Source organism: Christiangramia sp. LLG6405-1 (assembly GCF_045055805.1).
Classification (GTDB): Bacteria; Bacteroidota; Bacteroidia; order Flavobacteriales; family Flavobacteriaceae; genus Christiangramia.
This window is the reverse complement of the sequence record NZ_CP159330.1, coordinates 2,076,123-2,099,042: the sequence shown is the minus strand read 5'-3', so window position 1 is coordinate 2,099,042 and position 22,920 is coordinate 2,076,123. Positions and strand designations below refer to the sequence as shown.

Sequence of the window (22,920 nt, the reverse complement as noted above, 5' to 3'; positions counted from 1 at the left end):
TGTTTATAGTACTTATGACAGTATTCAATGCTTAAACTAAGAGTTTTTTGCTTTCTCTACTCGCTTAAGCCTTATTCTGTAAGGAAATAACGACTTCTGCCATTATTACAGTCAATTGACAGATTTGCGCAAAGACATCTTTCTTACTTTAATGTTTAACATAAATTTAAGATAGCTCAACAATTCACCATTGTGTGGAGATAGTTTCATTTACAAAACCTCAAGAATGTGGCACAATCCTTAGAAAAATTTGAATTCAGCGCTACCATTCAATCATATAATCAATGAAAAGTGGCTTATATTTCAGGATATAATAATTCGAATTTAAGTTTTTATTAATGCTAATTCTAACCGAATGTGGGTAAATTATGGGGGTGTTAGCGCTCAAGACATATAAAAAGTGTCGTATCGCATGGTAATTGCACCATAGAACCCGAAATCGATCGACAACTAGTCGATATTATTTGAATCAAAATATCAAAAATGAAAACATTAGTAATTGGAGCAGGAAACATGGGATTAACTTATGCTGAAGGTATGGCACAATCTGCTATGCTCAACAGAAGAAATCTTATGGTATTCGATAAATCAGCAGATGTGATCGCAAGACTAAGAGATCTGGATCATTTCGATGTTTATGAATCACTTGAAGAATGCCTGCCCCAGGCCGATATGGTTTTTGTCGCCGTAAAGCCGTTTCATTGTGATGAGCTTTTTGAGGAGATGAAGTCAATGGTTAATAAGGATCAGATTTTTGTTTCCTTAATGGCCGGTGTTACTATAGAGAAAATCCAGAATGGACTTGGAGTAAAAAAGGTGGTTAGATCCATGCCTAACTTACCAGCGCAGGTAGGAAAAGGTGTTACTTCTTATACCGAATCTAAAGAAGTATCCAGAGTAGAACTTCTCATGGTTCGCAATCTTCTTGATACTACTGGAGAATCCATTCACGTTAAGAATGAGAACTTTATTGATGCTTCTACTGGTATTTCAGGAAGTGGGCCTGCATACGTGTTCTATTTTATGAATTCCATGCTGGAAGCTGCTCGTAAAATGGGCTTCAGTAAAAATGACTCTAAAGTATTAGTAAGCCAGACCTTTGAAGGTGCTGTGGAACTCTTTAATCAGAACGATCTTAGTCCAGACACCTGGATGGATCGGGTAGCCTCTAAAGGTGGAACTACCAGGGCAGCATTAGATTCTATGGATGATAACAATGTAAAAGAGCTTATCAAGGATGCAGCTTACGCCGCTTTCGACAGAGCCGTAGAACTAGGAGAAGAAAAATAATCAACTAACAAAACCAGATAACCAAAACATCTATAATGGATAAGAAAAGAAGAATTGTCGTTAAAGTCGGGACTAATGTCATGACCAACAAAGACAACAGAATTTTGGGACCAATTTTGAAAAGTTTGGTGCGACAGATCGCAACATTATACGAAGAAGACATTATGGTTGTTCTAGTTTCTTCAGGATCTGCAATTGCAGGAAAAGAGATCTTAGGACAGATTAATATAGAGGACGCCAGCAAACGTAGACAGGTTTATTCTTCCGTAGGACAACCTAGAATGATGCGTCATTATTACAGCATTTTTCATGACTACGGAATGCGATGTGCACAGGTACTAGCTACGAAAAGAGATTTTAGTCCGGGAATACATCGCGAGAACATGATCAATTGTTATGAATCCCTTTTATCTGAAGGAATTATTCCAATTGCGAATGAAGACGATGCTGTTTCAGTAACCATGTCTATGTTCTCTGATAATGATGAGTTAGCCAGTTTAGTTGCTGAATTGATCGGTGCTGAAAAACTGATCATTTTAAGTGATACAGATGGTCTTTACACAGGACATCCTGAGCATGATGATTCAGAAAAATTAAATAAAGTACAGATTGATGAAAATGTAGAAAAATACGTTCAGCAATCTGAGAAAGGTGAAGGCGAAGGTCGAGGAGGAATGGAGTCCAAGATCAAGATCGCTAAAGGTACTGCAGCAAAAAATATTGTAACGTATATCGCTAACGGTAAACGTGAAGATGTGATTCTGGACATTATGGCCGGAAAACCTGTAGGTACTAAGTTTACCTCGTAACAACCAATTAATAATCTTAAAGAAACGAAGAAATGAAGTTGATAAAGTCAGATACTAAAAATAACGTACTTAAGTCCATGATGAATATTCTGGACAAAAGACGCCAGGAAATTATAGCAGCCAATAAAAAAGATCTTGATGCTTTTACGAAAGACGATCAGGCCATGTATGATAGGTTGATCGTGGATGAGAAGAAAGTTGACGGAATGATCCAGTCTGTAAAGGAGGTTATGGAACAGGATGATCCGGTTGGCCAGGTAATCGAGCATAGAAAGCTGGATACCGGACTGGATATTACAAACAAAACTGCTCCGTTTGGAAATATCATGATCATTTATGAATCCAGACCAGATGTAACTATCGAAGCAGCTGTGCTTGCTTTTAAAGCAAATAATAAGATTTATTTAAAAGGTGGTAAGGAAGCAATTGAGAGTAACAAGATACTTGAAGAATGCTGGCATGAAGCTCTTGAGGAAAATGGTTTAGGAAAGGAGTGGATTAAGCTTTTACACCTTGATAGAACCGAAACTCAGGAATTCCTTAAAAACCCGCCAGAGCAATTAGACCTTATCGTACCGCGTGGTGGCGAGAGACTGATCGCTTTTGTGAAAGAACATGCAACCGGAGCAGTATTAGTTTCCGGGCGAGGAAATAACTTCCTGTATGTTTCTAAAAATGCCGATTTCGATATCGCTAAAAAAGTAATGCTGAATGCTAAGATCGATAAGATCTCTGGTTGCAATGCATTAGATAAAGTATTGGTAGATACTAATATTGAAGGTTATGAGTCTAAACTGAAGGAACTTGAAGAATTGTTCAGCGACAATAAAGTTGAAATTCTGGTAGATGAAAAAGTATCTGAAGTTCTTACAGATCAATCTAAAGTACCATCTGAAGATACATGGTATGAGGAGTTTCTAGCGATGAAAATTGTGATTGGAGCCGTTGACGGACTTGATAATTCTATTGATAAGATCAACCAGTACTCCGGAGGTCATTCCGCTTCTATTATCACTACAGATAAAGAAGAAGCGATCACTTTTATGGAACAGGTAGATTCAGCAGCAGTATATCATAATGCTTCCACCCGTTTTACTGATGGTGGGCAAATGGGCGTTGGAGCTGAACTTGCAATTTCAACCGACAAGCTTCATCACAGAGGACCATTAGGTCTTAAACAATTGGTGACCAACAAATATTACATTTTGGGTGAAGGACATGTAAGAGTATAATCTCAATCCAATTAAGTTTAAAAGCCTGGCAAATGCCAGGCTTTTTTTGTGCCCAGATTTCAGAAGGAGATATTTCACGCATAACCATTCGACTGAAGGTTTAATTTCCTGAATCTTCCAGTTCTCTAACATAATTAAACCAATAACTGTAACGTTTAAAGGACTGTTCAGTCTTATAAATAGAAAACAAAAGCACATATGAAAAAATTAGTGATGGGTCTGGCTGCAGCTTCAATGTTGTTTGCTTGTAAGACTCAGAAAAATCCCCAGGCAACCATTGAAAAGCCAGTTCTGGCTCAACTTGATCTGGTAAATGTTGAAAATGACAAAGTGTGGGTTACCGTAGACCCGGCAGAATTTAAAACCGAATCTACCATATTCAATATTCCGAAAACTGTTCCCGGAACTTATTCAGAAGATAACTACGGAAAATTTACTGAGTCTTTTAAAGCTATTGACTATAAAGGAAACGAATTAAGCTTCGAAAAGATTAATGATAATAGTTATAAGATCGAAAAGGCAGCAAACCTGGATAAGGTAATGTACCTGGTAAACGACTCTTTCGACTGGGAAGAAGAAGGTGGTGTTTATTCCATGGCAGGAACAAATATTTTGAAGGATAAGAACTTCCTTCTGAATCTACATGGGTTTGTAGGTTATTTCGACGGAATGACCGAAAAGAAATACCAGCTTGAGATCGTACGTCCTGAAGATCTTGTAGCAGGAACTTCTCTTACTATTGCTTCTACTAAAAATTCTGAAGAAGGCAACTCGAAAAAAGATGTTTACAACCTGGACCGGTATTTTGAAGTGATCGATAACCCGATCATGTATTCAAAGCCAGATACTACCAGTTTTATGGTAGAAAACATGCAGGTTTTACTTAGTGTTTATTCACCAAACGAGAAACATTCGGCTCAGACTTTAAAGCCTGGTATGGAGAAAATGATCCGTGCACAAAAGGAATTTCTAGGTGATATAAACTCTACAGATAAATATGCCATACTTGTATACCTTTCCGAAGGTGAAGGAGATGCTTCGAACTATGGAGCTCTGGAACATCATACCTCAACAGTGGTGGTAATGCCAGAGTCTATGGATGCATCTTCTCTGGACAAAAGTATGACCGATATCGTATCACATGAATTTTTCCATATCATTACTCCACTTGGAATTCACTCTAACGAGGTTCATTATTTCGATTACAATGATCCAAAAATGTCCAAGCACTTATGGCTTTATGAAGGTGTAACAGAATATTTCGCGAATCTATTCCAGGTAAATCAAGGACTTATAGATAACAAGGAGTTCTATAAGCGAATGAATCAAAAAATCACAACTTCAAAAAGATTTGATGATACCGTTCCATTTACGCTAATGAGTGAAAATATACTTACAGATGAGTATAAAGATTCCTATTACAATGTTTACCTGAAGGGAGCGCTTATAGGAATGGCCCTTGACATCAGGCTAAGAGAACTTAGCGGTGGAAATATGGGAATTCTGGATCTTATGAAGAAATTGAACGCAAAGTACGGGAAAGACAAACCATTCAATGATGATGAATTGATTCCTACGATTGTTGAACTTACATATCCTGAAATTCAGAATTTCTTTGACCAGTATGTAACCGGTGAAACACCGATCCCTTATGATGAGTTTTTTGCAAAAGCAGGAATTGAAGAGCAGGAGCAAATGACGGAAGTTGGTTTCTTTTTAAAAGGTCAGCAGCCATACATTACCGCAAATCAGGAAACAATGCAGATCGTTTTCCGTGGAGATACAGAGTTTAATACTTTTCTGAAGGAGCTTGGAATCGAAGGCGGTGACGTGATCAAACGCGCAAATGGAGAGGAATATAATGTCCAGAATGTTTATGAACTTATACGCAAGTCCCAGGAATGGAAGGAAGGTGATGACTTTACCATGACCATTGTTCGAAATGAAGAAGAGATGCAATTGAAAGCGAAGGTATCTACACCTATGGATACCCAAATGACTTTAAGCGAAGTACAGAATGCAGATGGTGATAAAATTGAATTGCGAAATGCCTGGTTGAAGGGTTAATCAAATCCAGGTATTTCATGTAGAGCGGCAGTTTTTACTGCCGCTTTTTTTGTTTAAATGCTAGAGTCGCTCTCGCATTATTTTTATCTTTAAAAACTAATTAACCAGCCAAAATATGGAAATTCCAATCCTTCAGGATATTGTAATTATACTAGGATTATCGATCGTGATCATTCTTGTATTCCAGAAGTTGAAACTACCGGCAATTCTCGGATTTCTTCTTGCTGGGATCATAGCAGGCCCGCACGCTTTTAACTTAATTAGTTCACAGCATGATGTAGAATTGCTTTCAGAAATAGGAATTATTTTCCTGCTTTTCGTAATTGGGATCGAATTATCATTGAAAGGTCTCGCCTCTATCAAGAAGATCATATTCCTTGGTGGAGGATTGCAGGTTGGAGGTACAATACTTGCTACCGCCGGAATTTCAACGGCCTTGGGATTACCTTTAAACACTTCTATATTCCTTGGTTTCCTGTTTAGTTTAAGTAGTACGGCGATCGTCTTAAAACTACTTCAGGAGAAAGGTGAAATATCAACACCGCACGGAAAAATAGGTTTAGGAATTCTGATTTTTCAGGATATCGTGGTAGTACCAATGATGCTTTTTACACCCTTGCTTGCCGGAGAAACTCCAAATATTCTTACTACCGTTGGGATCATGGTCTTAAAGATTTTACTGGTATTGGTAATCGTATATATTCTTGCGCGGTATGTGGCACCTAAGATCTTTGGATGGGTTGTAAAAACTAAAAACCAGGAATTATTCATTCTTACGGTCGTTGTATTTTGTTTCGGGGTGGCATGGTTAACTTCTACGGTCGGTTTATCACTTGCTTTAGGAGCGTTTTTCGCCGGACTCATTATTTCTGAATCAGACTACAGTCACCAGGCTACCGCTAACGTATTGCCGTTTAGAGAAATATTCATCAGCTTTTTCTTTATCTCTGTAGGGACACTGCTAAACCTTGATTTCTTTGCTGAAAATATCCTGATCATTATTGGACTTGTACTCGCAGTAGTATTACTGAAAATGCTCGTTATTGGAGTTACTGTACTAATCCTGAAGTTTCCAGCCAGAACCATGTTTCTTGCTATCTTTAGTCTCTTTCAGGTTGGTGAATTCTCCCTGTTACTTTCTGGAGTAGGAAAGGAAAGCGGTATTATTCCTGAAAATATTTACCAGTATTTCCTGGCGATTTCTATTATAACGATGGGAATTACACCGTTCCTGATAGAATCTGCTCCAAGGATCACCTATGCACTTTTGAAGGCGCCAATTCCTCCAGCGGTTAGAAAAAGACTGGAAAACATAAAGAGAAGTACCAAAGCCGACGAAGAATTTTCCGAAGAGAATCTGAAGGATCATCTTGTACTTATTGGATACGGGATCAATGGATCCAACATATCCAAAGCTGCTCAAAAAGCTGAAATTCCATACGTTATCATTGATGCAAATCCCGAAGCATTTGATAAAGCAAAAGAACTTAAAGAACCTGTAATATTCGGGGATGCTATCAATACAACGATCCTGAAGCACGCCCATGTGCAGGAAGCCCGGGTTATCGTAATTGCAATATCAGATGCAGGTGCGACCAGGAAAATGCTTACTTCTATAAGACAACTAACCAAGACTGCTACCATTATTGTTCGTACCAAGTATGTCAAAGAAATGGAAGAAGTTCTGAAATTGGGAGCAGACGAGGTGATCCCGGAAGAATTTGAAACTTCCATTGAAATTTTCACCAGGGTTCTTAAGAAATATCTTGTGCCATTTGATGAAATTCAGGAATTTATCAACCAGATTAGATCTTCAGATTATGAGATGCTGACTTCCATGAAGAAGAGGCCACACTCCCCTGCCCTGCAACACCTGAACATTCCGAACAGGGAAATAGTTACTCTAAAAGTGAATCGGGATAACCGCCAGATCGTAGGAAAATCCATCGAAGATTCTGGTATTGGAAAGAATTTTCAGGTCACCTTGCTTGCGATCCAAAGGGACCGCAGGTATTTGACAGAGATTTCACCAAAAACTATTATAGAACAAGGTGACTTATTGTACCTGTTTGGTCATCCAACCAATATCAACCATCTTAATGATCAACTTTCTTTCAAGTAAATTAATATGCTCTTCAGCAGAAATACTTAAATCAAATATGAAAAAAATACAATTACTGTTTCTCGCATTATCATTCTTTTCTTCCATTGGCATTGCACAAAATGTCGAGATTCCACAGGACACTATGGTGACTACCAGTCATTCAGTAAAAATAAATGGGAAATCTATTGACTATACTGCGGAAACTGGTATGATGCCTCTCTGGAATGAAAGCGGAACTCCTATTGCAAGCCTGTTTTACACCTACTATAAGCGTAAAAATGTAGATAATACTGAAGACCGCCCATTGGTCATTTCCTTCAATGGTGGCCCAGGATCTGCTTCCGTTTGGATGCATATTGCCTATACAGGTCCAAGGGTTTTGAAGATCGATGATGAGGGTTTTCCGGTACAACCATACGGCATTAAAGAAAATCCGCACTCCATTCTTGACGTTGCAGATATCGTTTATGTGAATCCTGTAAACACAGGTTTTTCAAGACCTATTCCAGATGCTGAAGGGAATGTTGACAAAGAAAGGTTTTTTGGAGTGCAGGCAGATATCACGTACCTCGCTGAATGGCTAAGTACTTTTGTAACCAGAAAGAACCGCTGGCTATCTCCAAAATACCTTATTGGTGAAAGTTATGGAACCACCCGCGTATCTGGACTGGCTCTGGAATTACAAAATAGTCAGTGGATGTATTTAAACGGAGTAATCCTGGTATCTCCTACTGAAATTGGAATACACCGGGAAGGTCCTGTTGAGGTAGCCAACAGGCTTCCTTACTTTGCCGCGGCCGCGTGGTATCATAAAATGCTACCTTCAGAATTACAACAAAAAGATCTGGAAGAGCTATTACCGGAAGTTGAATCTTATGCGATCAACGAGCTTTTGCCGGTTCTTATGAAAGGTGGTTTTGCAGATGCCGAAAAAAAGAATGAAGTCGCAGAAAAAATGGCTGAATATTCCGGTATTAAGAAGGAAGTCATACTTCAAAATAATATGGAAGTTCCTTTTCAGTATTTCTGGAAAGAACTTTTAAGAGATAAAGAAGGTTACACTATTGGCCGATTGGATTCTCGTTACAAAGGTCTTGACGCTAAGAATTCAGGGGATTCTCCAGATTACAATTCAGAATTAACTTCATGGTTACATTCGTTTACTCCAGCAATTAATCATTACTTACGAAATGATCTTCAGTTCAATACTGATCTGAAGTACTTTATGTTCGGCCCTGTTCACCCGTGGGATCGTACTGGAAATAATTCCGGAGAAATGCTAAGACAGGCGATGGCGCAAAACCCTAACCTGGATGTTCTAATTCAATCTGGTTACTTTGACGGGGCGACCACTTATTTCAATGCGAAATACAGCATGTGGCAACTTGATCAAAGTGGTAGAATGAAGGATCGCCTTAGCTTTAAAGGTTACCGAAGCGGACATATGATGTACCTAAGAAGCGAAGACCTCCAAAAAGCTAATGATGATCTTCGCGATTTTATCAATAACACATTGCCTGCAAAGGATCAGTCGGCTAAATATTAATAATCTTCCAGGAGAAATTCTTTTAACTCGGCATACGTGCTTAGCTGAAAGGATTTCTTCTTTTTATCCATAATTCCTGCTATAGACTCCGGCATATCTACTTTTGCTCCTGAAGCATTTTCTACAGTTTTCAGGAATTTTACCGGATGTGCAGTTTCTAAAAAAACACCACTATATTCCCGATTTATTTTTAAAAAGTCCTTAAGACCAAGATAACCAACCGCTCCATGAGGATCCATTAAATAATTATGTTTTTCATAAACCGATTTAATAGCTGTATTAGTATCAGAGTCGGTATAGCTCATAGCCATCAAATGTCTTTTCAGATCTTTAAAGTGATTCCCAAATAATTCCAGGATACGTACAAAGTTACTGGGATCACCAACATCCATAGCATTCGAAATGGTTTGAACACTTTGTTTTGTCTGGTAATCTTGGGATTCCATAAACCTGGTTACCGTATCATTGGCATTATTAGCCGCAACAAATGTATCTATAGGTAACCCCATTTTTTTCGCGAGAAGACCTGCGCAAATATTTCCAAAATTCCCACTTGGAACCGAAAAGGCTATTTTATTGTTTGTTTCTAACTGTCTGTAAGCAAGGAAGTAGTAGAACATTTGAGGCAACCACCTGGCCAGGTTTATCGAGTTCGCAGAGGTAAGCTGCCGGCGATCTGTAATTTCACTATCCAGGAATGCTTTTTTTACCATTCCCTGGCAATCATCGAATGTTCCATCAACTTCGATCGCCTGGATGTTTTGTCCCAGAGTGGTTAGTTGTTTCTCCTGAATTTCACTTACCTTTCCTTTTGGATAAAGAATGACTACATCGATCCCATCAACACCCAGAAAACCATTAGCCACAGCGCCACCGGTATCACCTGAAGTTGCTACTAATACGGTGACCTTACCTAAATTCCCCTTCTGAATGAAATAGCCTAGACTACCCGCCATAAATCGTGCTCCTACATCTTTGAATGCCAGGGTTGGACCGTGAAATAATTCAAGCACTGAAACATCTGGCTCAAGTGCTTTCACCGGAAAATCGAAGGAAAGCGTTTCTTTCACGATTTTTTGAAGTTCTGTTTCAGGTATTTCGTTACCAACAAATGGAGAGATAACATGCATTCCAATTTCTGTGGGATCCAGTTTCTTCAGGTTGCTTATAAATTCGGTCGATAACTGCGGAATCCTCTCTGGAAAATAAAGCCCTTTGTCGGGTGCAAGTCCGCGTACCACCGCATTTTCAAAATTGCTATGATGTTCTTTATTGTTAAGACTATAGTACTTCATAATATTCTGATTCCTGTTTTATTAATTTCTGAAACATGCAGTTCGTATCCCATTTCCTTATCCTGAAGAAAATCGACGAAACCTGCCTTTACCTCTTCTGCGGCAGTATCACCTTGACACATAGCGAAAACTGAAGGTCCTGAACCTGAAATTCCGAAGCCAAGGGCTCCATTATCTATAGCAAGTTTTTTTAATTCTTCGAAGTACGGGATTAAAATGGATCGAACAGGTTCTACAATGACGTCGTGCAGACTTCTTCCCATAAGCTTATAATTATTGGTATAAAGCGCACTGACAAAAGCTCCCAGATTTCCCCATTGTGCAATAGCTGATGCTAGGGTTACATTCTGTTTTATGATCGCCCTTGAATCCCGGGTTTTAATTTCGATCATTGGATGAAGAACGACCATTCTTATTTCGGATGGTGCCGGTAGTGCAAGAGTTTCCAGTGGATCGTAACTCCTAACAAGACTAAAACCACCCAGTAAGGCCGGAGCAACATTATCTGCATGAGCATTTCCACTGGCAAGTAATTCACCCTGCATCGCAAACTCGATCAACTCATTATTAGTAAAAGGATCATCCAGAAGTTTGTTAACTGCATAAACCGCCCCGGCAGAACTTGCAGCGCTACTCCCGATACCGCTTCCAGATCGAATCTTTTTATTGATTTCGATATCAAATCCCTGCTTCGAACCAAGTCTTTCCAGAATAGCGAGAACAGCAACCCCGGCAACATTCTTATCAATTTCCATTGGGAGATCTGCACCAGTAATTTTAGTAATACGAAGCTGATTTAGATCATTCTTTTTTACCAGCATCTCGTCACCTACGTTCTGCAGACAACATCCCAGTACATCAAAACCACAGGATAAATTAGCGACCGTAGCCGGAGCAAATATTTTAATTTCTTCCATAACTATCGTTTACCGATTCTTATCACATCTGCAAAAATTCCCGAGGCAGTTACATCTGCCCCCGCACCTGCTCCTTTTACAATTAATGGCTGCTCAGGATAACGTTCTGTAAAGAACAGTACAATGTTATCACTTCCACTCAAATTGGCGAAAGGATGTTGCGCATGAACTTTTTGCAACCCGACATTGGCCTTTCCGTTCTCTAATTGAGCTACATATTTAAGCTCGGCGCCTTCAGCTTCTGCTTCACGATACATTTTTTGAAAGCTTGCTTCATCTTTCTCAATGATCTCAAAAAATTCAGCATTATCTGCTGCATTAAGGCTAGCTTCAGATAAGAAACTATCTTTTTCAATATCCTCCAGTTCAAGCTGAAGTCCCGATTCTCTGGCCAGAATTAAGATCTTACGAGCTACATCCACTCCGCTAAGATCAATTCTTGGATCGGGCTCGGTAAACCCTTCTTCCATCGCCTGACGGACAATACTATGGAAAGGCTCTTCAGCTTTATAATTATTGAAGACAAAATTCAAACTTCCGGAGAGTACCGCCTGAATCTTTCTGATTTGATCTCCAGAAGCCATAAGATTTTGTAGTGTATCTATAATTGGCAATCCTGCGCCAACATTAGTTTCATAAAGAAAGGAAGCTCCATATTCCCTGGCAAGATCCTGCAATTCCTGATAGTTTTCAAAAGAATCTGCGCAGGCAATCTTATTACAGGTAACTACCGAGATTGAGTTTCTGAGATAATGTTTGTACCACCCGGCGATTACTTCACTCGCAGTATTATCCACAAATATGCTGTTTCGCAGATTTAATCTTTTAATAGATTCAAAAAAAGCTTCTGGTGAGCAATCATCAGCTTTAGCTAGATCATCCTGCCAGGAGTTCAGGTCGATACCATTTTCAGAAAAGAGCATTTTGCGGGAATTTGAGATTCCCAGAACCCGAACTTTCAGTCTCAATTTCTGAAGTAAATATGCTTCCTGTTTCTGAAGTTGATGTAAAAGTTTACCACCCACATTTCCTACTCCGGTGATGAATAGATTCAATTCTTTGGAAGGCACCTCAAAAAACTCTTCATGCAATAGATTTAGAGCTTTGGTTACATCCTTTTTCGCGATGACAGCTGAAATATTTCTTTCTGAAGCACCCTGGGCAATTGCCCTGATGTTGATATTATTATGCCCTAAAGCACTAAACATTTTACCACTAAGACCATGATGACTTTTCATACGATCACCTACTAAAGCAATGATCGCGACATCATCTTCAATTTTTACGGCTTTGATCTTACCGGAAGAAACTTCAGCTTCAAATGCATCGTTCAATACATTCCTAGCTTCCAGAGCTTCTTCATCCCTCACCGCGATACAAATACTATGTTCCGAAGAAGCCTGAGTGATAAGCACAACATTGATCCCTGATAAATAGAGCGCTTCAAAAAGCCTTTTAGAAAACCCCGGGATACCAACCATGCCACTACCCTCCACGTTCAGCAGACTGATCGCATCGATATGTGTGATACCGGTTACCCATCTAAAGTTCTTTTTACTGGAACGGTAAATTACTGTTCCATGACTTTCCGGGTCAAATGTAGATTTTATATGGATTTCAATATTCTGATTGATAAGCGGTTGTAAAGTTGGAGGATAAAGCACTTTGGCACCAAAATGAGAAAGCTCCATCGCCTCTTCGTAGGAAATATGTTCAAGTGGATAAGCTTGTGACACCAAATTTGGATTTGCGGTGTACATTCCGTTCACATCGGTATAGATATAAACCTTTTTAAGATTGAGCGCTGCACCAAGGATCGCCGCAGTAAAATCTGATCCACCTCTTCCTAAAGTGCTGGGAACGCCTTCAGAATTTTTCGAAATAAATCCAGGAACTACATAGATCTGAGCATCATTATTATTAAAATATTGGCGAATCTTAGTATTCGACGCCTCGTAGCTTACCTGCACTTTTTCCTTAAAGTTACGGCACACTATTAGCTCTCGAGCATCTACCAATAAAGTATTCTTTTCGCTCAACTTAAGATAAGCCGAAATGATCTCGGTACTAAGCATTTCTCCGAAACCGGAGATCACGTGGGTCGTTTTATCTGAAAGTTCACTTAAGAGATAAACCCCCTCACAGAGCGTTTCCAAATGATTCATGAATGATTTTACCTTACTCAAAACAGCACTCTGCTGGTCGACAGGTAATAATTCCCGAACCGCCTCCAAATGTCTTTTTTCTATAGTCGTTAGAAGTTCTTTATAAGAGTCATCACGGTCCCGGGCAAGTGTAGCTAAACTTAGAAGATCATTCGTTACACCTCCAAATGCTGAAAAAACAACAACGACTTTTTCATTCTTACTAAACTGTTGAACTAACCTGGATAAAGACTTGATTCTCTCTGGAGAGGATACAGAAGATCCTCCAAATTTCAGAATTTGCATGGCTGAAATTATTTAAATGATTAAAATAAAATTAGGTATGGACGAGTATTATATAGCTAGGACCCCACAAGGGGTAATACCTGTAATCGTGATAAACATAGTCACTGCAGAAGAGTAGATTTCTTCCTGGATCATGTTAATAAATGAAGTTGAAAAATTCACGATTCTGGTCTTATTTATTTTAAAGGTATTTAATAATTCTACATGACAAAATTTTAAACCTTAATGAATTGAAGATTTATGGAATTCTCAAAATAGGACAGAAAAAAGCCTGATAATTCAAATTATCAGGCTGATTATTAATTATTTAAAAATACAGATTATAATCCGCTAATGTAACTTCCGTAGAGATCCTTAAACTTAAGACCTTTAGAAAAACGCTGTTTACTTAACTTTTTATGTTCTACCAAAGCCCATAATAAGAACTCTTTCATAAAGTACTTATCTGATGTTTCAATATTCGGTTGATACTTCTGAATCAGTTCATTAAGAGGTTCAATAGAATCTAGCTGTTCTTTATATTCTGAATCACTTAGATCATCTGGCAGTTCAAAACCTGAACTTTCAAAAAACCATTCTACGAGATCATCATAAGGAGTAGTTGCGTCTGGCTTCTGAAGTTTTTCAATCTTCGGAAAATACTCCGGGAACAAGGTTTTTACCGCTGCACCAATAAGTTCCATGGCTACAAAAGCTGCACCTTCCTGTTCTCCTTCATAAACGAGTTCCACTTTCCCTGTAATTGCGGGAATTACTCCAAGAAAATCACCAAATCGTAAAGTAGTTTCTTCACTTCCAGTTTTTAGGATACGTCTCTCTGCAGTACTCAGTAAGTTTTCGAAAGCGGTAATACTCATCCTTGCACTAACACCACTTTTATGATCTATATATCCACTGTCCCTGGCTTCGAAACTAATTTGTTCTAATAGATCTTTCGCAAGCTCGGGTACTTTGATCGTATCTTCCTGTCTTCCATCCTTTTTAGCCTCTTGTGCTGTAATAGTTTTAGCGATATCAATATTCTGTGGATAATGGGTTAGAATTTGAGATCCTATCCTATCCTTCAGCGGAGTTACAATACTTCCTCTGTTGGTATAATCTTCAGGATTGGCAGTAAATACAAATTGCATATCCAATGGTAGGCGTAATTTGAAACCTCTAATCTGGATATCACCTTCCTGAAGAATATTAAATAATGCAACCTGAATTCTGGCCTGTAGATCTGGCAGCTCATTAATCACAAAAATACTTCTATTCGCCCGGGGAATCATTCCGTAGTGAATCACGCGGTCGTCAGCATAACTCAGTCTCAAATTAGCAGCCTTGATTGGATCTACATCACCAATAAGATCTGCTACGGTAACATCTGGAGTCGCCAGCTTCTCAAAAAACCGATCTTCTCGATGCATCCATTCTATTGGAGTTTCATTACCTTCTTCATCGATCTTTTCCTGAGCATATCGGCTAATTGGTTTTAAAGGATCATCGTTGATCTCTGAACCTGCGACTACCGGAATCCATTCGTCCAGTAGGTTCACCATGAGCCTGGCAAGCCTTGTTTTTGCTTGTCCGCGTAATCCTAGTAAATTAATATTATGTTTTGATAGAATGGCACGTTCAAGCTCCGGTATCACTGTGTAATCATACCCGTGTATACCTTCAAATGCTTTCTTGCCTTCTTTTATTCTGACTTTTAAGTTATCTCTAAGTTCGTCTTTTATACTTTTAGTTTGGTAACCTGAAGATTTTAATGCTCCAAGAGTCTTGATATCTTTCGTATTCATAGCTTTATCCTCTAATTCTTTTTTTTCTGTTCGATTCGTAATCTTCAAAGATCATTTCACCCAATCCTTTTAAACCTGTATAGAATGCCTTCCCTTGATTGGCGGCGGTAAATTCCTCTACAAACCTGGTAAGGTATGGATCCTGGGCGATCATAAATGTGGTAATGGGTATTCTTAGCTTTCTAGCCTGTCTTGCCTTATTGTAACATTTATCGATTACATATGGATCCAGACCTACACTATTCTTGTAGTACGTTCCATCCTTTTCCCTGATGCAACTAGGTTTCCCATCGGTGATCATAAAGATCTGTTTGTTGGTATTCCTCTTTCGGCGTAAGAGATCCATTGCTAATTCTAGTCCTGCCACGGTATTGGTGTGATAGGGACCAACCTTTAGATATGGTAATTCAGCAATAGAAATTGGCCAGGCATCATTTCCGAAGACCAGGATATCCAGAGTATCTTTAGGATACCGCGTAGTAATTAATTCTGAAAGTGCCATCGCTACCTTCTTCGCCGGAGTGATTCGATCTTCGCCGTATAGGATCATACTGTGACTAATATCGATCATAAGTACGGTGCTCATTTGTGATTTAAAATGAGTTTCCTCAACTACCAGGTCTTCTTCAGACATACTGAATTCACCAATTCCGTTGTTTATCTGTGCATTTCGAAGACTTTCAGTCACAGAAATTCTACTTAGAGAATCTCCAAATTGATATTGACGGAAGTCGCCGGTATGTTCATCTCCTCTTCCTGTTTTATTAGTTCTGTGATTACCTGCGCCACCCTTTTTCAACCTTCCGAAGATCTGCTCCAGCGCCTGCTGTCGTATGGCACGTTCCGTTTTCGCAGTAATGCTCATTCCACCGCTACCATCTGGTTCAATTTCTTCTTTAATGTAACCTTTCTGTTTCAGCTCTTCAACGAAATCATCGATCGTATAATCATCTGTTGTAAGTTGATACTCATCATCCAGTTGTCTAAGCCAGTCTAGAGCCTCATCAAGATCTCCTGAGGTGTGCGTAATAATCTCTTTGAAGATGTCGAAAAGCCTATCGAATACAGACTTTTCAGGTTCTTCGAATTTATTGAAAACAAAGCCCCTTACTTCTTTCTCCTTCTTTTTCATAGTAATAAAATTAATGCTTTTCAGAAGAATCTAAAAATGCCTGATGATGCACAGAGACTAAAGTTATGTTAACTTAGAGTCTCTACCTTCGCGACTCAGGATGTTATATTTGTCACAAATTCCCGGGCTTATCCTGTGGTGTTTCTAAGTAAATTAAATCAAATTATTCTTTGGACGCTCGTATAGACAAGGGTTCAGTAATTCAATTAGAAATAGAACAAAGCATCCAAAAACTATAGTTACTCAGGCTCTCTTTTACAATTGCGATGCAAATACTATCTTAGAGGCCTGTAGTGAATTTTTCCACTACATACAAGGTATAGGATGATTCCTCGATAGAATTAACCTACACTTAATAACCAACCATAAACGACCAATATGAGCATAGGAGAGATTATCGTGATCTTTTTTTCAGTAGTTATGTGTATTCCCACGATAGCATCAGCGACAAGGTTTGATCAATGGTGGATTCGTGGATTTGATTTTCCAAGAATACAGATCAGCTTTTTAATTATCTGCGTAATCATAGCTTCAATAGTTGTTTATGATTTCGATAAAGACTGGCATCTTATAGCTATTGCTGTCCTCTTTATAAGTTTGCTGTATCAATTCGTGAAAATTTATCCCTACACATATCTTTCGAGTAAACAGGTTATGAAATTTAAAGGCAGTGATCCTGATGCCTCGATCTCTATTTTAGTTAGTAATGTACTTACCCCAAATAAACGCAGCGATAAACTTATTGAACTGGTAAAAAAGCGTGATCCGGACATACTTTTAACCTTGGAATCTGACCAGCGCTGGGAAGATGAAATGTCGGTAATTGAAAAAGATTATAAGTACACAGTGAAAATTCCTATGGATAATCTATATGGAATGCACCTGTACTCAAAACTAAAACTTGAGAATATTAAAGTAAGATATCTAGTACAACATGATATTCCATCAATACATGGTATGATAGTGCTTAGAAGTGGTAAGAAAGTGAATATTCACTGTTTACACCCAATGCCTCCAAGTCCTACGGAAAGTGATACCAGTACTAACCGAGATGCAGAACTTTTGATGTTAGGACGGGATATCGACAGTGAAATACATACGACGTTAGTATTTGGTGATCTGAATGATGTAGCCTGGTCAAGAACTACAAGACTTTTTCAGAAGTTGAGCGGACTCATGGACCCAAGGATTGGTAGAGGATTTTTTAATACTTTTCATACGGGTTACGCATTATTGCGCTGGCCTCTGGATCATGTTTTCCACACGAGAGATTTCACACTTATCGATATTGCCAGAGAAAAAAGTATAGGTTCAGACCACTTCCCTATGTATATTAAGCTGAATCACGAACCTATTGCAGGCGCGATCAATGAAGACACTGATGCACCTGATGAGGAAGAAAAGGACTGGGCTGAAGAAAAAATCAAAACCGCAAATCCTCTGGTTGAGAAGATTCCCTTTAGCTCAATTGGAAATAGGGTGCAAGCTTAGAGATTCCCTTCAACTTTTCGCAATGTCTTGCTGACAGTGGTTTTTCAATAAAGTCTACTACATGTGGATCGTTGGCTGCTTCACGCTTATCTTTACGATCAATTGAAGAAGTTGCCATAACTACGTGTAAACGTTCATCTGATGGTAATTTCTTAATATGATCTAGAAATTCCCAACCAGACATGGTAGGCATATTTATATCCAGCATAATCAAATAATCCTGATCTTCACTAGCTTCCTGTTCCAGAAATATTAGAGCTTTGTGCGCGTCTTTAAATACTAATGGATCTGTATCTAATCCACATTTGGAAACTATCTTTTTCTGTAAGAAGGTTACGATGTCGTCATCGTCGATTATAATTGTACGTAACATAATAGTAGGGTAGTTTTGGGAATTGCTACAATTCGTTCTCTGTTTTCACAGCTATTTCTCGGATAATACCATCCAATTCATTCGCTGAAATTAATATATTTTCTAGTATTTCATCGATGTTATTTAAATCTTCTCGATAATTTATCATTAAATCTACCAATCCCATGATCTTTGCCAGTGGTGCACGAACTACATGCGACTGAGTCCAGGCTATATCTTTCAACCGCTTATTATGATTTTGAATTGCTATCAAATGACTTTTACGCTCAGTAATATCCTGCAACGAACCAATGATTCTCAATGGCTTATGATCATCATCAAACATTAGATGACTTCGATCCAGCACATATTTATAGGAACCATTACGGCATTTAAACCTATATTCGATAGTTAAGTTTGAGATTTTATTATCTATCAGGTCTTGCAGGTTTTTACTTACAGTTTTTTGATCGTCAGGATGAATTTTATTTCTCCACCATTTTAAAGTAAAAGTACTATCGTCAGAACACCATCCGAAAACCGATTCCATACTGTCACTTACTTTCGTAATTCCAGAAGCAATATGAAAATCGATTATTACATCGCTAGTAGCTTTAGCCACGATATCGTACCGCCTGAGACTTTCCATGAGCTGACGCTCCTGAGTAATAAATTCTGTAATATTTCTTGTATTAAGAACTATACCACCTACTGCATTGTCATGGGAAAGATTTGTTGCAATAGTTTCAAGCCAGTGAATATCATGATTTTGATCCTTCACTCTATAACTTGGAAGTTGAATTCTTTGTCCTTCTTTCAGTTCTTCTAAAAGCCCCATCAACTTTGGCCAATCTTCTTCACAAACCCTATCTTCAAAATAAGTATAAGATAATTGATTTATCGAAAGACCGTAGAGTTGTTCTGTACCCGGGCTATTATATATAAATTTAAGGTCATGGTCCAGGATTGCAATATGATCTGAACCTTCCTGAACCAGAGCCTTAAACCGTTTTTCACTATTTTGTAATAAAGATTCATGATTTTTGATCGCCGTAACATTGGTTCCATAGATATATACAATATTCTCGTTCTCAAAGAATCTTGAAAAACGCCAGGATATCCAGATATAATCTCCGTCCTTGTGTTTACAGCGAATTTCAAAATCTTCACCGGCAATTGAGACATTATTTACAGCCTCGTAAGTTTTGTCCAGATCGTCCGGATGAATGAATGTTGAGAATGGCTGTGATAAAATTTCATCACTAGTGTAGTTAAAAGTCTTTAGAAAAGCTGGATTTGTCATTTTAATAAAACCATCCAACCCAATGACCGCAATCAGATTCGGTGAATATTCAAAAAAGTCTGACAATTGGTTCTGACTTAATTTTCTCTCCATTGCCGAAGCGACCTGGATACTAACATCAGAATAAACAGAATGTTCAATTTTTTTGCGTGGAACTTTCGAACCAAAACAGAAGACACTAATTAATCGGCCCTGCAATATTATAGGTACTCCTACTGCAGTCTGAATTGATTCCGAATCGTTCAGTTTCATGTTCTGCAAGAGACCTGTTCGGTCTTTTTTATAAATAATTTGGATATCCATGGAAGACCATACTCTTCCGGGTAAACCATTCCCTTTTTGATAACCAACATTTTCCTCTTCTCCCTCTTTAAGGTCAAGGTTTTGAGGCCAGTAAGCTGTTCTTACTAACTCTACTTGATTTATGCTTAATTTATAAGCCTCTGCGTAGTCATAGCCTAATTCATTACAAAATAACTCGAGGGTTTTAATCGTTGCCTCTTGAAATGTTCTTTGATCACCAAAAATTTTTAAAGTCTTAAGAATTAAATCTTTTCTTTTATTCTGAAGGAAAGCCTCTGTATTGTTTCTTGCGATTCCAACTAAGCCAATCACATCGCCATTAGCATTTTTTAGAGGTACTTTAGTCAATAACACCATTTCCTGGCGACCATCGCTTTTTTCAACAACGTCCTGACGATCGTAAACGGCTTGCCCAGAATTCATTACTAAATCATTATCGGCTATGATTTCCTTCGCTTTGGACTCCTCAAAGTAGTCAAAAGGAGTAATCTCTGAAGTACTATTAGTGCTATGAGCTCCCAGAATATTTCTTGAAAACTTTTTATTTGTAAGAATAGAACGGTTATTCCTATCCTTTACGAAAATATAGTCTGGAATATTATCAATAATAGCTCGCATCATCTGTCTGTCAGACTTCAGTTTCTGCTCAATTTCCAGTTTTCCAGTAATATCCTTAGCTATTCCATATACTCCGATAATTTTCTGTTGAAAAATAATCGGAAAATTTTTCACCTCAAGTACTTTGTGATTTTTCTTTGCGGTAATGAAATTGCATTGATAGTCCAGCGATTCTCCATTTAAAGCTCTTCCGAAATAGTTTAAAACCTGTGTATGGTCCGCTTCAGGAATAAATGGTAAAAAGTGCATCTGAAGAAGATTTTCTTCAGTAGTCTCAGCTATTTGTGCAGAACGGGCGTTGACATTGATAAACTTACCTTCGTGATCAAAGAGAAAAACTGCATCGGGATTGTGAAAAAAAAGATTTGTATAGAACTGCGAACTATAGTTTAGTTCCTTTAGCAAAAGGTCTTTCTGCTGTCTATAATTTTGATCGTTCTTCTCGATGGAAAGTGATATACTTGAAATTTTCTTGTTCTCTCCAAGGATAGGTGCTATATAAAAATTAAAAATAGGTGAGCTGATATCCTTCTGGTAGGTATGGGTTTGGAAGCGACCTTTCTTACAGAAAGTGAACTTTTCATTGAGCTGCGTGGATAATTCTGAAGAAAACAGCGCAAATAGTGTACAGTGCAAACTGATCTCCGACGAAAAATTTTCCTCAAAAAATCTTTTTGCAGTAGTTTCGAATGCAATGACACCTTCGACAAAGCTTATAGTGATCACTGTTTCTGAAATAAACTCTTTAGAAACGTTATTCAAGATATTAAAGTAGGTTTGGGCTTTGGAAAATACAAAAAAACTAGAGCTTAACCTAAAATAAAGATTTTGAGAACTTAAGGCCAGCACCAACATTAGATTGATCTACATTTTTGATGTCTGAAGCAAAAAAAGCAGATAGGTTGTAATCGCCTTTCATTAATTCCACTTCCACATAAGATGAAATGACCTGTTGGGTGATATCAAAGAAAATATCTTTCCTGCCATAGTTTTTACGGTAGGACAGCAAGGCTTTATAAGGTAGATCGAACGCTTCGCCAGAGATTCCAATATGATGCGCAGTTACGATATTTACTCCGATTCTGTAGCGTTCTTCTGTGGTTAATATAAATGGATTACCTATGACTAGATTCTGATACGTCCAACCAGATTTATACAAATTATTATTAAAGTAATCGTCTGACCCATCTCTATTGGAACTTTTTCTGCTCCTACTTTGATTCTTGGTATAGTGAAATTCGTATATAAAAGCTTTTACCCAATCTTTACCCCAAAAGGTATCTCTATTATCTTCAATATATATTCCGTAGCGCCCATCTGGAAGATTACCCATTTTTAGACCAGAGCCGTCTTCAAAAATATGGTTGTAAAAGAACTCAACATCTAAATCATTAATTTTTGACTTCGCCTTCAGTTCATAACTTCCAATTTGATTTCCAAGTGCATTAATCTCCTGACCTTCCACATCATCGATTCCCGCTCTACCAGTAATTACGCTACCATAATCCCTCCAGGTTTGGGGTAATCTTCCAAATTCTTCTGAATCACCAGCCCATTGTACGAATTGTTGTAGTCCAAGGCTTATTTCGAAATTTCTCCTATTTCTATAAACCAGATGTGCACTTTTATGATGTAATCTAGGACTGTCAATATACCTATCATCATCTAACAGGTACTCACCAACGGAAAATCTAAAACCCAGACCATAATCTTTAAAATTGATAAATATAGGATCAACCGTTTCGATTAATATACCTGGAAATGGTGATGCATTGAGAGACCATAATATACTTTCATTACTAACACTTAAGCCTTGGTATAAATCTTTACGTTGTCTTTTGCCTATATCCACTCTAATTTTAGGTGAAACATAACTAAAATATGCTTCATCTATTATAAGCCCATCATCATACCCGTCCTTATATAGTAAACCACCTACAAATTGAAATGATCTTGTATCATCTATATAGAAAATAGCCGACCCAGAAAGTAGCCCGCTATAAAAGGTTTTCTCATCTACTCTTCCCCGACGATTCGTATGCATCCAAAATGGAGATTCTGATCCGCTATAAAGTCCAGCAGTGGTTATAGCATCAAGATTAAAATAATCCTGTGCATGCGAGGGTAAACTTAAAATCAAAAAAATAGAAATTAAATATGGATGCTTCATACGTCTACTTGGGTTGCAAATATTACTATTTAGATTTTAAAATCTGTAATTTTGAAG

15 protein-coding genes are annotated in these 22,920 nt (G+C 38.1%); 7 read left to right on the top strand and 8 right to left on the bottom strand.

The features are described from left to right. Positions 1 to 483 precede the first annotated feature (483 nt). From proC to ABVM50_RS09640, 6 genes are all read left to right on the top strand, one after another. Positions 484 to 1,290, top strand: coding sequence for a pyrroline-5-carboxylate reductase (proC, locus tag ABVM50_RS09665; protein WP_405198381.1), 807 nt, complete (start codon positions 484 to 486; stop codon positions 1,288 to 1,290). A 35-nt stretch (positions 1,291 to 1,325) separates the two neighbouring features. After that, on the top strand, positions 1,326 to 2,099 hold the full coding sequence (proB, locus tag ABVM50_RS09660; protein WP_405198380.1) for a glutamate 5-kinase: 774 nt from the start codon (positions 1,326 to 1,328) through the stop codon (positions 2,097 to 2,099). 32 nt (positions 2,100 to 2,131) lie between these two features. After that, the gene (locus tag ABVM50_RS09655; protein WP_405198379.1) at positions 2,132 to 3,331 is read left to right on the top strand and encodes a glutamate-5-semialdehyde dehydrogenase; all 1,200 of its coding nucleotides are present in this window, start codon (positions 2,132 to 2,134) and stop codon (positions 3,329 to 3,331) included. A 198-nt stretch (positions 3,332 to 3,529) separates the two neighbouring features. Continuing rightward, on the top strand, positions 3,530 to 5,398 hold the full coding sequence (locus ABVM50_RS09650; RefSeq protein WP_405198378.1) for a peptidase M61: 1,869 nt from the start codon (positions 3,530 to 3,532) through the stop codon (positions 5,396 to 5,398). Positions 5,399 to 5,513: 115 nt separating this feature from the next. Further along, positions 5,514 to 7,520 carry a cation:proton antiporter gene (locus ABVM50_RS09645; protein WP_405198377.1) on the top strand — a complete coding sequence of 669 codons (2,007 nt, stop codon included), beginning with the start codon at positions 5,514 to 5,516 and terminating at the stop codon, positions 7,518 to 7,520. 37 nt (positions 7,521 to 7,557) lie between these two features. Further along, positions 7,558 to 9,048, top strand: coding sequence for a S10 family peptidase (locus ABVM50_RS09640; RefSeq protein ID WP_405198376.1), 1,491 nt, complete (start codon positions 7,558 to 7,560; stop codon positions 9,046 to 9,048). Here ABVM50_RS09640 and thrC read toward each other — a convergent pair. The 5 genes from thrC to ABVM50_RS09615 form a co-directional block, all read right to left on the bottom strand. Continuing rightward, positions 9,045 to 10,343 (bottom strand): threonine synthase, encoded by a 1,299-nt coding sequence (gene thrC, locus ABVM50_RS09635; RefSeq protein ID WP_405198375.1) that lies wholly within the window; start codon positions 10,341 to 10,343, stop codon positions 9,045 to 9,047. The genes ABVM50_RS09640 and thrC overlap by 4 nt on opposite strands. After that, positions 10,340 to 11,260 carry a homoserine kinase gene (locus ABVM50_RS09630; RefSeq protein WP_405198374.1) on the bottom strand — a complete coding sequence of 307 codons (921 nt, stop codon included), beginning with the start codon at positions 11,258 to 11,260 and terminating at the stop codon, positions 10,340 to 10,342. Before ABVM50_RS09630 ends, thrC begins: the two co-directional genes overlap by 4 nt. 2 nt (positions 11,261 to 11,262) lie before the next feature. Beyond that, positions 11,263 to 13,710 (bottom strand): bifunctional aspartate kinase/homoserine dehydrogenase I, encoded by a 2,448-nt coding sequence (gene thrA / locus ABVM50_RS09625; protein WP_405198373.1) that lies wholly within the window; start codon positions 13,708 to 13,710, stop codon positions 11,263 to 11,265. Positions 13,711 to 14,030: 320 nt separating this feature from the next. Next, entirely contained in the window at positions 14,031 to 15,494 is a 1,464-nt protein-coding gene (locus ABVM50_RS09620; protein WP_405198371.1) for a magnesium chelatase, read from the bottom strand. 4 nt (positions 15,495 to 15,498) lie between these two features. Further along, entirely contained in the window at positions 15,499 to 16,626 is a 1,128-nt protein-coding gene (locus ABVM50_RS09615; protein WP_405198370.1) for a vWA domain-containing protein, read from the bottom strand. Between the two features lie 378 nt (positions 16,627 to 17,004). On the opposite strand from ABVM50_RS09615, the gene ABVM50_RS09610 reads away from it, so the two are divergent. Continuing rightward, positions 17,005 to 18,117: an endonuclease/exonuclease/phosphatase family protein gene (locus ABVM50_RS09610; RefSeq protein WP_405198369.1), complete on the top strand. Its 1,113-nt coding sequence runs from the start codon at positions 17,005 to 17,007 to the stop codon at positions 18,115 to 18,117. Here the strand turns inward: ABVM50_RS09610 and ABVM50_RS09605 are convergent. The 3 genes from ABVM50_RS09605 to ABVM50_RS09595 are packed head-to-tail and all read right to left on the bottom strand — an operon-like array spanning position 18,086 to position 22,863. Continuing rightward, a complete protein-coding gene (locus tag ABVM50_RS09605) occupies positions 18,086 to 18,490 on the bottom strand; it encodes a response regulator (protein ID WP_405198368.1) in 405 nt (134 codons plus the stop codon). The two genes, ABVM50_RS09610 and ABVM50_RS09605, sit on opposite strands and share 32 nt — an antisense overlap. A gap of 25 nt (positions 18,491 to 18,515) precedes the next feature. Then, positions 18,516 to 21,455 carry a PAS domain S-box protein gene (locus tag ABVM50_RS09600; RefSeq protein ID WP_405198367.1) on the bottom strand — a complete coding sequence of 980 codons (2,940 nt, stop codon included), beginning with the start codon at positions 21,453 to 21,455 and terminating at the stop codon, positions 18,516 to 18,518. A gap of 52 nt (positions 21,456 to 21,507) precedes the next feature. Beyond that, positions 21,508 to 22,863, bottom strand: a complete 1,356-nt coding sequence (locus tag ABVM50_RS09595; RefSeq protein ID WP_405198366.1) for a capsule assembly Wzi family protein — start codon at positions 22,861 to 22,863, stop codon at positions 21,508 to 21,510. Between the last annotated feature and the right edge of the window lie 57 nt (positions 22,864 to 22,920).

What these genes read in the sequence shown, in the direction of transcription:
- proC (WP_405198381.1), top strand. Translation starts at nt 484, where the DNA reads ATGAAAACATTAGTAATTGGAGCAGGAAACATGGGATTAACTTATGCT.
- proB (WP_405198380.1), top strand. Translation starts at nt 1,326, where the DNA reads ATGGATAAGAAAAGAAGAATTGTCGTTAAAGTCGGGACTAATGTCATG.
- ABVM50_RS09655 (WP_405198379.1), top strand. Translation starts at nt 2,132, where the DNA reads ATGAAGTTGATAAAGTCAGATACTAAAAATAACGTACTTAAGTCCATG.
- ABVM50_RS09650 (WP_405198378.1), top strand. Translation starts at nt 3,530, where the DNA reads ATGAAAAAATTAGTGATGGGTCTGGCTGCAGCTTCAATGTTGTTTGCT.
- ABVM50_RS09645 (WP_405198377.1), top strand. Translation starts at nt 5,514, where the DNA reads ATGGAAATTCCAATCCTTCAGGATATTGTAATTATACTAGGATTATCG.
- ABVM50_RS09640 (WP_405198376.1), top strand. Translation starts at nt 7,558, where the DNA reads ATGAAAAAAATACAATTACTGTTTCTCGCATTATCATTCTTTTCTTCC.
- thrC (WP_405198375.1), bottom strand. Translation starts at nt 10,343, where the DNA reads ATGAAGTACTATAGTCTTAACAATAAAGAACATCATAGCAATTTTGAA.
- ABVM50_RS09630 (WP_405198374.1), bottom strand. Translation starts at nt 11,260, where the DNA reads ATGGAAGAAATTAAAATATTTGCTCCGGCTACGGTCGCTAATTTATCC.
- thrA (WP_405198373.1), bottom strand. Translation starts at nt 13,710, where the DNA reads ATGCAAATTCTGAAATTTGGAGGATCTTCTGTATCCTCTCCAGAGAGA.
- ABVM50_RS09620 (WP_405198371.1), bottom strand. Translation starts at nt 15,494, where the DNA reads ATGAATACGAAAGATATCAAGACTCTTGGAGCATTAAAATCTTCAGGT.
- ABVM50_RS09615 (WP_405198370.1), bottom strand. Translation starts at nt 16,626, where the DNA reads ATGAAAAAGAAGGAGAAAGAAGTAAGGGGCTTTGTTTTCAATAAATTC.
- ABVM50_RS09610 (WP_405198369.1), top strand. Translation starts at nt 17,005, where the DNA reads ATGAGCATAGGAGAGATTATCGTGATCTTTTTTTCAGTAGTTATGTGT.
- ABVM50_RS09605 (WP_405198368.1), bottom strand. Translation starts at nt 18,490, where the DNA reads ATGTTACGTACAATTATAATCGACGATGACGACATCGTAACCTTCTTA.
- ABVM50_RS09595 (WP_405198366.1), bottom strand. Translation starts at nt 22,863, where the DNA reads ATGAAGCATCCATATTTAATTTCTATTTTTTTGATTTTAAGTTTACCC.